This window comes from Hanamia caeni (genome assembly GCF_003721595.1).
Classification (GTDB): domain Bacteria; phylum Bacteroidota; class Bacteroidia; order Chitinophagales; family Chitinophagaceae; genus Ginsengibacter; species Ginsengibacter caeni.
On sequence record NZ_RJJR01000011.1, the window covers coordinates 1 to 14,898 of the forward strand.

The following is a 14,898-nucleotide window of genomic DNA, read 5'->3' on the forward strand; positions in this document are numbered from 1 at the left end:
TTGTATAAGTTGAATTGGTATACCATTTCCATACTGCTCCTGTTCCTAAAACGCCCCCCGTTTGTGTTAATGTAGTACTGCTTCCACTACAAATGGTAACAGGACTACTTAAAGAGGTGGGTGCTGCTGATGGTTGATTTACCGTTACCGTTACGCTTCCCGTTGCCGCTACCTCAGTTGCACAAGGCGTTCCTGTGCTACTTTCTGCCCTTAAATAATATGTTGTAGTGGCAGTTGGGCTAACCGACAAACTACCATTAGCGGCAACTGTACCCGGAGCTAGTGTATTATATCCTGCATCTGTGTACCATTTCCATGTGGCGCCTGTTCCTAAAACCCCTCCTGTTTGGGTTAATGTAGTGCTGCTGCCATTGCAAATTGTGACGTCTGCACTCAACGATGTTGGCGCTACTGAAGGTTGGCTTACTGTTATCGTTACATTTCCGCCAGCTACATATTGACTACATGGTCCGTTTGTAGCAGTTTCTGCTCTTAAATAATAAGTAGTAGTCGTTGCTGGGCTTACTGTTAAACTACCATTCGCTGCCACTGTTCCCGGAGCAAGAGTTGTATAAGTTGAATTCGTATACCATTTCCATACTGCTCCTGTCCCTAAAACGCCTCCCGTTTGTGTTAATGTAGTACTGCTTCCATTACAAATGGTAGTGGGACTACTTAAAGAGGTGGGCGCTGATGAAGGTTGATTTATAGTAACTGCAACAGTAGCTGTACCAGCCACATTCGGACATCCATTTCCCGTAGGAGTATTTGTGGTAATTGTGAGAGTGACGTTACCATTTGTAATTGCGGGTACTGTCGCTGGTGTGTAGGTAGCAGAAACTATCGAACCAGACTGCGTTATATTAGAAAAGCCGCCAAACGGTGCGGACCATGTCCCTGAATTGGCATTTCCTGTCAATGTTGCCGCAACTGATATCGATCCATCAGAACATACAGATTGAGAAGTAGGAGAAACAGTCACCCCATTGAAAGAGTTTACATTAAAAGCATTCTTACCATTTGAGGGTGACAAAAGACTAATGCTTCCGCATGAGTTTTTGGCTAATACAGTTACTACTTGATTACCAATAGCGGCTCCTGGGGTCACATTTACAGTAACGGAGTTTGTTGAATCACCAGAACTTATTACCCATCCCGAAGGCAATTGCCAATCATAATATTGTGCATTTGTTGCTGCAGGAACAGATAGTGTTATTGTTGCTGGGGGGCAAATAGAAGTACTCGGTGAAATAGTAATACTCTTACCATTCCAGCCGCCCGGACTTCCTACAAATACTTTTATAGTGCCGGACGCAGATGCATTTGTGCAAGACCCGATTGTATTTATTATATAATTATAACTGGTAGTTGAACTTATGGTAATATTGGGCGTTCCGCTAATTGTTAAAACTCCAGCTGATAAATTAGCTGATACTCCAGGAGGCAAGCCATTTACATTAAAAGTTGTAGCGCCTACCACATTATAAGTAATATTATTAATAGCTGATAACCTACAAACACTTTGAGAGGTAGTTGAAGTAGCCGAAGTTAATGATATGGAAGCATTTGGATTTACTAATACAGTTGCTGTTATGGGTGTTCCCGGACAACCATTGGCTGTCGGTGTTATAGTGAATGTAACAGTTATAGGTGCATTTGTTGTATTGGTTAAAGTGCCGGAAATGTTTCCACTGCCGCTTCCTACTACCCCTGTTACTCCGACTGTGTTATTTCTTGTCCAGTTATATGTTGCACCTGCAACATTACCGGAAATAACCATAGTGTTAATAGCACTTCCTGAACAAATCGTTTGACTGGAATTGGTCGCTGTTGCTGTTGGTGTTGGATTTACCAATACTGTTGCTGTAATCGCCTCTCCAGGGCAACTATTGGCTGTCGGTGTTATAGTGAATGTAACAGTTATAGGTGCATTTGTTGTATTGGTCAAGATGCCGGAAATATTTCCACTGCCGCTTCCTGCTATCCCTGTTACTCCAGTTGTATTATCTCTTGTCCAGTTATATGTTGCACCTGCAACATTACCGGAAATGACCATAGTGTTAATAGCACTTCCTGAACAAATCGTTTGACTGGAATTGGTCGCTGTTGCAGTGGGCGTTGGATTTACCAATACAGTTGCTGTTATGGGTGTTCCCGGACAACCATTGGCTGTCGGTGTTATAGTGAATGTAACAGTTACAGGCGCATTTGTTGTATTGGTTAAGGTTCCGGAAATATTTCCGCTGCCGCTTCCTGCTATCCCTGTTACTCCGGCTGTATTATTTCTTGTCCAGCTATACGTGGTACCTGCAACACTGCCAGACATAGCCATAGTCGTAATAGCACTTCCTGAACAAATCGTTTGACTTGAATTGGTCGCTGTTGCTGTTGGTGTTGGATTTACCAATACTGTTGCTGTAATCGCCTCTCCAGGGCAACTATTGGCTGTCGGTGTTATAGTGAATGTAACAGTTATAGGTGCATTTGTTGTATTGGTCAAGATGCCTGAAATATTTCCACTGCCGCTTCCTGCTATCCCTGTTACTCCAGTTGTATTATCTCTTGTCCAGTTATATGTTGCACCTGCAACATTACCGGAAATGACCATAGTGTTAATAGCACTTCCTGAACAAATCGTTTGACTGTAATTGTTCGCTGTTGCAGTGGGCGTTGGATTTACCAATACAGTTGCTGTTATGGGTGTTCCCGGACAACCATTGGCTGTCGGTGTTATAGTGAATGTAACAGTTATAGGTGCATTTGTTGTATTGGTTAAAGTGCCGGAAATGTTTCCACTGCCGCTTCCTGCTATCCCGGTTACTCCAGTTGTATTATCTCTTGTCCAGTTATAAGTTGCACCTGCAACATTACCAGAAATGGCCATAGTGGTAATCGCATTACCCGAACAAATTGTTTGACTTGAATTGGTCGCTGTTGCTGTGGGCATTGGATTTACCTTCATAACAACAATATTGCTGGTGGCTGGATTTCCCGTTGCACAAGCAGTATTAGAGGTTAATATTACCTTTACATCTTTTCCATCAGTAAGAGTTGAAGTCGTGTATGTACCGCTATTTAATCCAACATTCACTCCCCCCACTTGCCATTGATAAACAGGTGATGCTCCTTCATTTATAGGTGTCGCAGTAAAGGTTACAGAAGTACCGGCACATATAGTATTCCCTGGTGCATCAGAAACAATACTTACACTAACCGGCTGAGTAGCCAAGCCTGTACCTGTAACACTTACATTTATCGTTGATGCTCCTCCACCGCTAATCGGAATTAGCCCATTATAAGATTGGCCAGATATAGGAGAAAACTTTACATAAATCGACTGACTATAAGTCCCCCCACTTTGATTTAAAGAGAGTGAGGGTGTATATGTTCCTCCTGAAGTTGTAGAAAAAGTAAATCCATTAAGTGGTCCGACAGTAATATTAGCAGAAGTTAAGTTAGTTCCAGATATTGTAAATGGATTAGGACCTGCCACAGTACCAACGCATACATTGCCAAAATCCGCAATTGTATTGGAACTTAAAGTTGCTTGCCCATTACTATTTGCAGTAAAACCTAAAACAATAAAAATTAAAACGTAAAATTTCCTCATAAAATAATTTAAACTTATGGGTTTATAAAAGGTAATGAGGTAATTGCAGAGGATGGTCAGTATCAATGAAAGCCAACAGGATTAAGCTTCTTGGTATTTAAAAGGGCTGGATAATAAGGAAAAAAGCAGTAAATCGCAGAGAGTGGATCTTGAAAATAAAGCGTTGATTGGGGGTATCAAACGGTTATTTAGGGGTAAAGATAGAAATCTTTTTAGTTTTTTCTAATTTTTTCGGATAAAAATTTCGGCAAAACAAAATTTGTTAGCAGGTAGTGTAAAGCAGCCGGCAGGATGCAGCTACAATCCTCATTACTGCCAGTCCGGAGAATAAAAATCTGCTTTAATTATCGGTTTACCGGAGGCACGCCCATTCATTCATCTTATATGATTCCGTTTTTCAGCTTAGGCGCCCGGCTTAGACAACGACATGGAAAGCAGAGCGTGGCGGTTGTAAAAAACCGCGACCTGACCCGGGGGTGATGACCGTTACTAAAGTTACCCGCGGTCTGACCTGCGGTGCTGACCGCTACGATGGTCTGACCTGCGGTGCTGACCGCTACGATGGTCTGACCTGCAGTGCTGATCGCTACGATGGTCTGACCTGCAGTGCTGATCGCTACGATGGTCTGACCTGCAGTGCTGATCGCTACGATGGTCTGACCTGCGGTGCTGACCGCTACGATGGTCTGACCTGCGGTGCTGACCGCTACGATGGTCTGACCTGCAGTGCTGATCGCTACGATGGTCTGACCTGCAGTGCTGACCACAATAAATATAATTGTATCAGGAATTTTTAGATACCTTAGTTTTTGGTATTCTATAATTTTCAATTCAATAATTATCGTTATGACAAGGCTCTACCTTACCTTTTTACTGCTTTCAACTTGCGGCATTTCTTTTGGCCAAAACAGCAGCATCGCGGGCTTCAACAAGAAAAATACTGAAGCGCAATTAGCGCTTGAATCAAAATTTGAACAAAACCTGAGCGCTGAAAATATCGGTGCAGTGATGCAAAAACTTTCGTCCGTTCCACACTACCTGAGTTCAGAAGCCGGTAGAAAAAATGCAGAATATATTTTAAGTCTTTATAAAAAGTGGGGCTGGGATGCGCAAATAGAAACATTTCATGTGTTGTTTCCTACGCCAAAAACGAGGAAGCTTGAAATGCTGTCTCCGACGAAATACCAGGCCATCCTGAAAGAACCGGCGATAAAGGAAGACCCGACGAGCGGGCAGGAAGGGCAACTACCCACTTTTAATGCCTACAGCGCGGATGGGGATGTGACCGGCGAATTGGTTTTTGTGAATTACGGATTGCCCGATGATTACAAGATTCTTGACCAAATGGGTATTTCGGTAAAAGGAAAAATTGTAATAGCCAAATATGGCCATAGCTGGAGGGGAACGAAGCCCAAAGTGGCGCAGGAGCACGGAGCCATAGGCTGTATTATCTACAGCGACCCGATGGACGACGGCTATTTTAACGGCGATGTATATCCCAAAGGAGCTTTCAAAAATGAATATGGTGTGCAGAGGGGTTCTGTGATGGACATGGTAATCTATCCGGGCGATCCGTTGACGCCGGGCGTGGGCGCCACAGAAGATGCAAAGCGGCTCGACAAATCAGAAGCGACTAACCTGTTGAAAATTCCGGTGCTTCCTATAAGTTACCACGACGCAACACCTCTTTTGCAGGCGCTGGAAGGGCCCGTGGTTCCCCGAAGCTGGCATGGCGGTCTGCCTTTTGCGTATCATACCGGCCCTGGCAAAACAACTGTTCACCTGAAGGTGGAATTCAATTGGAATATTGTTCCGTGTTATGATGTGATCGCAAAAATTGAGGGAGCCAAATATCCTGATGAATGGGTGATAAGGGGCAACCACCAGGATGCATGGGTAAATGGTGCAGCAGACCCAATAAGCGGGCTGGCTGCGATGATGGAAGAAGCAAAGTCAATAGGTGAAATGCTGAAAACCGGCTGGAAGCCTTCACGCACGCTGGTGTATTGCTCGTGGGACGGAGAAGAGCCTGGTTTGCTCGGGTCAACTGAGTGGCTCGAGGCTCATGAAAAAGAATTGCAGCAAAAGGCCGTGGTGTATATTAATTCAGATAATAACGGCCGGGGATTTTTGTTCGCCGAAGGCTCGCATGCATTGGAGCCCTTGATGGACGGCGTTGCCAAAAGTGTGATGGACCCTCAAACCAATGTGAACGTATTTGAACGAAAAAAAGCCTACATGGCCATCAATACAGATAACGCTGAGCAAAGGGAAAAAATATTGAATGAGAAAGAATTGAAATTGGGCGCGATGGGGTCAGGATCAGACTATTCGTCTTTTATCCAGCATGCGGGTATACCTTCTTTAAACCTTGGCTATGGTGGCGAAGATGCCGGTGGTGAATACCATTCTATTTATGATTCCTATTACGATTTTACCCATTTTAAAGATCCTGGGTTTCATTATGAAGTGGCACTCGCACAGACTGCAGGACTGGCGGTTTTGAGAATCGCCAATGCCGACGTTTTGCCGTTTGATTTTACCCATTTATACCGTACGATTGACGGCTATGTAAATGAATTGCAAAACCTTTTAGAGACTTCACGAAAAAATACCGCTTTAAAAAATCAACTCATCCGTTCACACTATTACGCCATTGGCGAAGACCCACAAAAGAAGCTGGAAACCCCTTCCGTGCAGGATGAAGTTCCGTTTATTGATTTTTCGCCCTTGCAAAATGCGCTTCGCAACTTAAAAAACAGCGCAGACAGTGTGCAGACAATTTTCGCCAAAAAAGTAGCTGCAGGAAATGCAGATGAAGAATTTAACCGATCACTTTACCAGGCAGAGCAAGAGCTGCTTTCCCAGACCGGGCTGCCACGCCGGGCATGGTATAAGCACACGCTTTATGCACCCGGTTTTTATACGGGATATGGAGTAAAAACAATGCCGGGCATTCGTGAAGCCATTGAGCAGCGTCACTGGGATGAAGCGCAGCAGCAAATTAAAATTTCGGCAATGGCAGTTGAAAAGCTTGCCAATTATTTAAATAATCTTGCAAAATAGCTTGAAAGGCAAAAGACGAGTACTCATTGCTGAAACTTGTTCGTTTTTTTGACGTCAGCCATGCCTGCATACATAAGAAATGTTACAGGCGACAAGTTCGTGATTTTTTGTCAAAGTTTAATTGAGAGTTGCAATTGCCCTCCAAAACCTACTTCCACTATTTTTTGAAGTGTGGAAATCCTCGCTTCTTTTATATTGTTCTCAATTTTTGAAATATAGGATTTTGTCGTTCCTACTTTTTCAGCGAGTTGCTCTTGTGTCAATCCTTTTTCAAGTCTGGCTTCCTGAATTAATGCGCCAATTTTAAAATTCTGATAACCAGCTTCAAGTTGGTCCCGCTTGCTAGTTCCACGGACACCGTAATGTTTATCCTTAAACTGTTCAAGTGTCATAATGTTACTTTTTTTCGTCTTCATATTCTTTCTTAATTTTAAGTGCTTTTTCAATTTCCTTTCTGGGTGTTTTTTGAGTTTTCTACTGAAAGCCATTCGCTAACACGATTAATTTCTCTTCGTCAAAAAAGCAAAATATCCGAAAAATATTACTGGCTAGTTGGACGCGGATTTCAAATAACCCGTCTTCCATATACTTAAGATAAGTTTCCGGAATTCTGTCAATTTCTTCAATCAAATCAAAAGTCCAAATGATTTTATCTTTCACTTTTGGTCTTTGTTTTACAAAGAAATTTTCAAAATATTCTTTGTAAGTAATGATAGATCTGAATTTTTCCTTTTTGTCCACCAAACAAAGGTAGGAATAGTTGCCTAAAAGTGAAACTACTTTTCATACCGCTCAAATATCATCGCCGCTCCCTGCCCTACCCCAACGCACATGGTGGCTAACCCGTACCGGGCTTCTTTTCTTCTCATCTCGTATAATAAGGTAGTTGCGATTCGTGCGCCGCTGCAGCCCAAAGGATGGCCGATAGAGATGGAGCCTCCGTTGACGTTCACTTTTTGAAGGTCTAATCCAAGCTCGTGAATACAGGCAATAGATTGCGAAGCAAATGCTTCATTCAGCTCAATTAAATCAAGGTCAGCTACTTTAATGCCTGCACGCTGCAATGCTTTTTGTGTAGCAGCTACCGGCCCTATTCCCATCACGGCAGGGTCCACTCCCGCTACCGCCATACTTATTATTTTGGCCATTGGCTTTAGATCATACTTTTCAACCATTTTTTCATTGGCGAGCAGTAGCATTGCAGCGCCATCATTTATCCCGGACGAGTTTCCGGCCGTTACTGTTCCATCTTTGACAAATGCAGGCCGAAGCTGTGACAATTTTTCCAGAGAGCTTTTGCGCGGATGCTCATCAGTGTTGAATACAATTTTGTCTGTTTTATTGGGAGTGATTTCTACCGGCACAATTTCATCATTCCATTTATCAGCAGCGAGCGCCGCAAAATATTTCTGCTGACTTTCAAAAGCAAACTCGTCCTGGGCGCGGCGCGATATTTTCCATTGCCGGGCTACATTTTCTGCCGTTTCGCCCATTGAGTACGGATAGTATTTATCAGTTAATTTTTTGTTGGGAAAACGCCAACCAATGGTACTATCATACATTTCTCTTTTCCTGCTAAAGGCGCCATCTGCTTTTCCCATTACAAATGGCGCGCGCGTCATGCTTTCAACACCACCCGCTAAAAACACATTTCCATCGCCACACATGATGGCGCGTGAAGCATCCATTATTGACTGGAGCCCGCTGGCACACAAGCGGTTTACCGTATTGCCTGCAACAGTTACAGGCAGGCCCGCCAGCAAGGCGGCCATGCGCGCCACATTCCGGTTGTCTTCGCCTGCCTGGTTGGCATCCCCGGCAATTACATCTTCTATCTCTGTTGGGTCGATTTTGCCATTTCTTTTTACCAGCGCTTCTATGACGCCTGCCAGCAGATCGTCTGGCCGGATAGAGCTTAAAGCGCCACCATAGCGGCCTACAGCAGTTCGCAACGCATCAATAACATAAACGGTTTCCATCTTCAATTATTTGAAATGGGTTGCAAGATAAATAATCCTTCGACAGGCTCAGGATGACACCCTTCGACACCCTTCGACAAGCTCAGGATGACACCCTTCGACGCCCTTCGATAAACTCAGGATGACACCCTTCGACGCCCTTCGATAAACTCAGGATGACAGCCCTTCGACAGGCTCAGGATGACACATGGATTTAACAAATAAAGCCTTTTGACAATTGAACAATTGATTGATCTTTGCAAAATGAGTGGTAAAATAAATATCAGGACGCTTACGCAGGAGGAGCTAATCGAATATTTTTTATCTATTGGAGACAAAAAATTCCGCGCAAAGCAGGTATGGGAATGGATTTGGAAAAAACATGCGCGAAGCTTCGAGGCCATGACTAACCTGAGCAAAGAGCTGCGCGACAAGCTTGCTGAAAATTTTTTACTTCCTGCTCTTTCCTTTAACCATACACAATACAGCAATGACGGCACGGTAAAAACACGGTTTAAAACTGCCGATGGACATCTTGTGGAAGGCGTATTAATTCCGGTGGATGAAAGGCAGACGGCATGTGTTTCCTCGCAGGTGGGATGCAGCCTGAGCTGCACATTCTGTGCTACGGGCTTCATGGAAAGAAAAAGAAATCTTCATTACGATGAAATTTATGATGAAGTGGCCATGCTCAATGAAATAGCCCAAAAAACCTATGGCAAAAAATTAAGCAACGTGGTATTTATGGGAATGGGCGAGCCTTTGCTGAATTATAAAAATGTGCTGAAAGCTATTGAACGCATCACTGCGCCGGATGGGCTGGGAATGGGTTCAAGGAGAATTACCGTTTCTACTTCCGGCATTTCAAAAATGATCAGGCAACTCGGCGATGATGGTGTAAAATTCAACCTGGCATTATCTCTTCACGCGGCAAATGATAAGAAACGAAGTGAGCTGATGCCGATCAACGAGACGAATAATATCAAATCACTGATAGAGGCGCTGAATTATTTTTATGACAAGACGAAAAACGACATCACTTTTGAATACATTTTATTTAAGAATGAAAATGATTCACTGCAGGACGCCGATGACCTGATAAAAATCTACAGGCAGGTGCCGGTTCATTTGATAAACATTATCGAATACAACCCGATTGACAAAGCCGGTTACCAAAAGCCGGATAAAGAAGCCACACAAAAATTTATGGATTACCTGGCCGCGCACAGGGTAAATGTAAGGCTGCGCGTGAGCCGCGGAAAAGATATTGATGCGGCCTGTGGACAGTTGGCCAATAAGGACCTGGAAGGAAGTTTAGTGAAATAGGAATCGGAGGAATTTGTTTGTTTACTGTTTTCACGGACGAGACTTTTTGGTAGCGCTTAACGATTTCCATATCTGACTCCTCATAAAACCCAATTTTCGTAGTTCTTTATTGGAGAACTATCGTATTTTTGTCTATGATTAATGAAGAGAATAATTGCAAAAAGTACGCTTCGAAAGTTTTGGGAAAACCACGCCGATTCAGAACAGTATTTGAAAACCTGGTATGATACGGCAAAAAACTCAAAATGGAGTTCTCCCAATGACATAAAAAAGGCATATATCAATGCAAGTATTTTAAAAAATAACCGGGTAGTTTTTAATATCAAAGGAAACTCGTACCGCTTGATTGTTCAGTTCAATTATGAAAGACAATGGGCTTTTATCAGGTTTATCGGTACGCATGCAGATTATGATAAAATTGATGCTAATACAATCTAAAAAAAATGGAACTAAAACCAATCAAAACAGAGAATGATTATCAAACAGCGCTCAGGCGCCTTGAAGTAATTTTCGATGCACCTTCTAATACTAAAGAAGGCGATGAAGCAGAAATCTTGTCGATGCTTATTGACAATTATGAAAACGAATTCTATCACATAGAAGCTCCGGATCCAATTGAAGCAATAAAAATCCGGATGGAAGAACTGAATTTACAACAAAAGGATTTAGTTGGAGTGATTGGCGGAAAAAGCCGCGTGTCAGAAATCCTCAATAAAAAAAAGCGCTTGACCCTGGAGATGGTCAGAAAATTAGAGAATTTGCTTCATATTCCTGCTTCCGTTTTGGTATCCAGTTATACACTTACGAAATAATGAAAAAGGCCGGTATTTTCGAATTACCAAAAAATGTATGATACCGGATTTTGATAATTGCCACACATAAATGAAAATTTTTAAATTTGGCGGAGCAAGCACCAACAGCTTCGACCGCATACAGAACCTCGGATATATTCTCCAAAACCATACTGATGAAAAAATTCTGATTGTTATTTCAGCGATGGGAAAGATGACCAATTCGCTAGAGAAAGTAGTGGAAGAATTTTATGAAGGGAAAAACGAGGAAGCCCTGCGGCTTTTTCAAAAGGTAAAAGACTATCACCTTAACCAGCTAAAATATCTTGTAACCTTTCAATGGCAGAAAGCCACGAACCAGCTTACTGATTTTTTTACGGAAGTAGAGTGGCTGCTGCATGACAAGCCCGTGAAGGATTATGATTATTATTATGACCAAATCGTTTGCTCGGGCGAACTGCTTTCCTCCACGCTCATTTCTTATTATCTAAATGAAAATAGAATTCCCAATAAATGGATAGATGTGCGCGATGTTTTACGAACAGACGACACGTTCAGGCAGGCCAAAGTAGATTGGGATGTTTCACGAAAACAGGCGCGTGAAAAATTGATGCCTCTTTTTGACAATACCAACTTCGTGATTACACAGGGGTTTATCGGCAGCACGGATGAAAATGAAAGCACCACGCTGGGCCGCGAAGGAAGCGATTTTACTGCAGCGATTTTTGCAGAACTAATGAATGCAGAAAGCGTAACCATCTGGAAAGACGTAAACGGTGTAATGAATGCAGATCCCAAAGATTTCCAGGAAGCAGTTACCATAGATGAGTTAAGCTACAAAGAAGTGATTGAGATGGCGTATTACGGCGCGCAGGTGATTCATCCAAAAACGATAAAGCCGCTGCAAAATAAAGATATCCCGTTGTTTGTACGGTCATTTTTTGATCTTCGTTTAACCGGCACCGTTATCACCCAAAAATCGGCGATGCTGCTTCCGCCGATGATCGTTTACAAACGCCGCCAGGTATTGCTGATGCTGCAATCGGTAGATTTTTCTTTTGTGGAAGGCAAGCCCACCACTTTTTTATACGAGGTTTTAAGAAAACTAAATATCAGGCCTAACCTAACGCAGAACACAGCGATCAGCTTAATCATTTGCATGGACGATGCCGACCAAAAAATACAGGAGGTGTCACAGGAAGTTTCCGAAATATTTGATGTTTCTGTTCAGAAAAATCTGACCCTTCTTACCGTACGGCATTACTCTGATGCAATAATAGAACAGCTTTCAGCAAACAAAGAAATCATTTTACAACAAAAAACAAAAGATACCATCCAGTTGCTGATGAATCTTTCCTGACTGAATAAAAATCAGTGTATTTGTTCGTTTTACTGCCAGGTGATGGATTGATATAAGGCCACAAATATTTAAATTTTTTGCAGCAGCATCCGCAATTTACTGAAGCCTTAAACGTTTCGTTGTTATAATTTCCGGTTAAATATTTATGTTCTCAATCTTTAAAAAAGAATATTGAATTATTTTACATTCGAAAAAAATCTGAACCCGGCAATATCCCTTTACAAACAATGAATAAATTTTCATTCCTTTCTTTTATTATCCTGGCAATAGCCTCTTTATTTTTTTCTCCTTTGCAAGCTCAATATTATTATAAAGATTTGCTCAGCACCAAAAAAGATAATAATGAATTTTCTGTTTTAAAAAATAATAAAATCAACCTGGTTAAAATATCAAGCTTCGATGATCATGACCAACCCAGTGATGGTTTTTTTTGTGAAAAAAGAATCAACAAAGATTTTTCGCAATCCAAATTGATGACCAATTCAAACATCACCGGCGAGTCGCTATTGGTAACTGATTATAACAATAATGGCGATATGGTAAAAACCATTACCACTACGCCGCACTCTACCAATACTGTGCAGTACACATACGATGCAGAAGGAAAAATAATATCTATCCAAACACGTACCAGCGCCGATGGCGATTCAAATGCGATTACAGAAAGCCACGAATACACTTATGAAAATGGCAGGCCTGTAAAAATGCTGCGCAAAAAAAATAATACGCTCATTGCTACCATTATATTTGTTGCAGATGACAAAGGAAATATTATAGAAGAAAACCCAAGCGGAACGAGTATCGACAAAAAATATTTCTATTACTATGACGACAGCAACAGGCTGACGGATGTAGTACACTTTAACCCTGTTGCCAACAGGCTTTTACCGGACTATATGTTTGAATATACGAATGGCAACAAACCGGAAAAAATAATTTCAGTTGATGAAACGGGAAGAAATTATTTTATCTGGAGATATGCATATGATGATAAAAAACTGCCGGAGATTCAAAAATGCTATTCCAAAGAAAAGCAATTGCTTGGCACCATTCAATATGAATATCAATAAGCCTTCCTGGCTAATTGGGAAACATCAAATAAAATTATAAAAATAGCCACCAATACTGTTATCAGCATTATGATCCTGAGTGGCAGCAACCGCTTCCGGAAACTCCCGGATGCGAAGATGATGGAGATAAGGCACAATATAATTGACACGATATTCACTACATGAATGTTATTAAACAAGCCCGAAAAATAATTCAAAAAAGTTTCCTGCCTGTCTACATCGCTCACATCCGGAACCCTTATCCCGATTGATGTCCATATCATAAACATCACTAAAGCCGGCAGTAAAAAAAGGATTGAATTTACAGCAGTTACTTTTTTCTTCAGATGATTATTAGTGGACATTGGTAAATAGTTTGGTTGTTTAAAAGTAGACGAAAAAATAGGAACTTCAAAAAAGCAATTGCTCCGTGGCCGACAAAAACGATTTTTTAAGACTAAGCATTTCATGTTTTTTGTGGCTAAAAAAGTGTTTTTAACAAAGCAAATTATACCTGATTATCTTCCTGAAAATCATATCGAAAGCGCGTTATGTGTTATCTTAAAAACGAAGAGTAAAAAGCTTGTATTTAAGAATGGCACGGTTTTAGAATTATTAGTAGCATTACAGAAATATTCTATAAGCCTATTTCAAAATTTAAAATTTCCAACTTAATTTAAAAACTACAATCATGAATGAGTACACAGAACAAACTGGTACTACCAGTAAAAGTACGCGCGATTCAAAATCCCTGATCATCGGTTTGCTTATAGCAGCCATCGTGATCCTTGCCGGATTTTTTATTTTTGATCACAGCAAATCCACTCAAAATTTAAAAGAACAACAGACTGAAGTTGCAAAAGTGACGACAGAGAAAAGTGATATCCAGTCAAGCTTTGATGCATCCCTGGCCCGGCTTGATTCAATGCAGACCAGTAATACCGATCTAAACGGCAAGCTGACAGCGAGCAATGAAGAGATTGCAAAAATGAAGTCTGAGATTCGCGGCATCCTTCACAAAAGAAATGTCACTTCTTCCGAACTGGCAAAGGCAAGAACACTGATTGCACAGCTCAATGGACAAATTTCAGATTTACAGGCCCAGGTAGCTATGCTATCACAGCAGAACGACAGCCTTAAACAAAATGTGGTAGTGCTCACCACGCAGAACCAGACATTGTCGCACAATCTTGATTCTACCAGCGTTGTGTCACAAAATTTAGCGAAGAAGGTGGATGTTGCTTCTACTTTAAATGCTTCCAATATTTCCATTACGCCGGTGAAAGTGAAAAATAATGGGAAAGAAAAAGTTTCTTCCGTTGCCAAAAGAGTTGATAAATTACTCGTAAGCTTTGATGTCAACAACAGGATTATTGAAAGTGGCGAAACTGATTTGTATGTAGTGGTAACAGGCCCCGACGGGAAACCGGTAACCACGCCAAATACTGAGGGAAATACTTTTACTACCCGCGACAGCAGCAGCAAAACTTTCACTGCGAAGCTGCCTGTTGATCTTGAAACTGCTAAATCAAAAAATGTACAGTTTGCCTTTTCGCCCTCCGGGCATTTTAAAGAAGGGAATTATACTATCCAGATATATCAAAATGGATTCCTGATAGGTGAAAAAACCCGCGAGTTGAGAAAGGGCGGCCTTTTTAGCTAAACGGCGAAAATAATTTTCTTTTGTATCCTTGAAACCTATAGGCAAGCCGGAATTTACCGGCTTGTCTTTTTTATG

The 14,898-nt window shown here is 41.6% G+C and carries 13 protein-coding genes; 7 read left to right on the top strand and 6 right to left on the bottom strand.

What is annotated here, in order from left to right; genetic code table 11:
• On the bottom strand, positions 1-3,610 hold a 3,610-nt coding region (locus EFY79_RS12955; protein ID WP_148041920.1), incomplete at its 3' end, for a beta strand repeat-containing protein.
• Positions 3,611-3,990: 380 nt separating this feature from the next.
• Positions 3,991-4,440, bottom strand: a complete 450-nt coding sequence (locus EFY79_RS12960) for a hypothetical protein (RefSeq protein WP_123121153.1) — start codon at positions 4,438-4,440, stop codon at positions 3,991-3,993.
• Positions 4,441-4,456: 16 nt separating this feature from the next.
• Between EFY79_RS12960 and EFY79_RS12965 the strand changes: the two genes are divergently transcribed.
• Entirely contained in the window at positions 4,457-6,676 is a 2,220-nt protein-coding gene (locus tag EFY79_RS12965) for a M28 family metallopeptidase (protein WP_123121154.1), read from the top strand.
• 110 nt (positions 6,677-6,786) lie between these two features.
• Here EFY79_RS12965 and EFY79_RS12970 read toward each other — a convergent pair whose 3' ends face one another.
• The 3 genes from EFY79_RS12970 to EFY79_RS12980 all read right to left on the bottom strand — a co-directional run bounded on the left by EFY79_RS12970 (position 6,787) and on the right by EFY79_RS12980 (position 8,655).
• A complete protein-coding gene (locus tag EFY79_RS12970; protein ID WP_233577999.1) occupies positions 6,787-7,068 on the bottom strand; it encodes a helix-turn-helix domain-containing protein in 282 nt (93 codons plus the stop codon).
• An 82-nt stretch (positions 7,069-7,150) separates the two neighbouring features.
• The gene (locus tag EFY79_RS12975) at positions 7,151-7,417 is read right to left on the bottom strand and encodes a type II toxin-antitoxin system RelE/ParE family toxin (protein WP_233578006.1); all 267 of its coding nucleotides are present in this window, start codon (positions 7,415-7,417) and stop codon (positions 7,151-7,153) included.
• 35 nt (positions 7,418-7,452) lie between these two features.
• Positions 7,453-8,655 (bottom strand): thiolase family protein, encoded by a 1,203-nt coding sequence (locus EFY79_RS12980; RefSeq protein WP_123121156.1) that lies wholly within the window; start codon positions 8,653-8,655, stop codon positions 7,453-7,455.
• Between the two features lie 210 nt (positions 8,656-8,865).
• On the opposite strand from EFY79_RS12980, the gene rlmN reads away from it, so the two are divergent.
• The 5 genes from rlmN (at position 8,866) to EFY79_RS13005 (ending at position 13,181) form a co-directional block, all read left to right on the top strand.
• A complete protein-coding gene (gene rlmN / locus EFY79_RS12985) occupies positions 8,866-9,960 on the top strand; it encodes a 23S rRNA (adenine(2503)-C(2))-methyltransferase RlmN (protein WP_233578000.1) in 1,095 nt (364 codons plus the stop codon).
• Between the two features lie 141 nt (positions 9,961-10,101).
• Positions 10,102-10,398 (top strand): type II toxin-antitoxin system HigB family toxin, encoded by a 297-nt coding sequence (locus tag EFY79_RS12990; protein ID WP_123121158.1) that lies wholly within the window; start codon positions 10,102-10,104, stop codon positions 10,396-10,398.
• A gap of 5 nt (positions 10,399-10,403) precedes the next feature.
• Positions 10,404-10,772, top strand: a complete 369-nt coding sequence (locus tag EFY79_RS12995; protein ID WP_123121159.1) for a helix-turn-helix domain-containing protein — start codon at positions 10,404-10,406, stop codon at positions 10,770-10,772.
• 70 nt (positions 10,773-10,842) lie between these two features.
• Positions 10,843-12,111 carry an aspartate kinase gene (locus EFY79_RS13000; protein WP_123121160.1) on the top strand — a complete coding sequence of 423 codons (1,269 nt, stop codon included), beginning with the start codon at positions 10,843-10,845 and terminating at the stop codon, positions 12,109-12,111.
• Between the two features lie 227 nt (positions 12,112-12,338).
• Positions 12,339-13,181, top strand: a complete 843-nt coding sequence (locus tag EFY79_RS13005) for a hypothetical protein (RefSeq protein WP_123121161.1) — start codon at positions 12,339-12,341, stop codon at positions 13,179-13,181.
• Here EFY79_RS13005 and EFY79_RS13010 read toward each other — a convergent pair.
• Positions 13,175-13,525 (bottom strand): hypothetical protein, encoded by a 351-nt coding sequence (locus EFY79_RS13010; protein WP_123121162.1) that lies wholly within the window; start codon positions 13,523-13,525, stop codon positions 13,175-13,177. The two genes, EFY79_RS13005 and EFY79_RS13010, sit on opposite strands and share 7 nt — an antisense overlap.
• Positions 13,526-13,851: 326 nt before the next feature.
• Between EFY79_RS13010 and EFY79_RS13020 the strand changes: the two genes are divergently transcribed.
• Positions 13,852-14,823, top strand: a complete 972-nt coding sequence (locus EFY79_RS13020; protein ID WP_123121164.1) for a hypothetical protein — start codon at positions 13,852-13,854, stop codon at positions 14,821-14,823.
• Positions 14,824-14,898 lie beyond the last annotated feature (75 nt).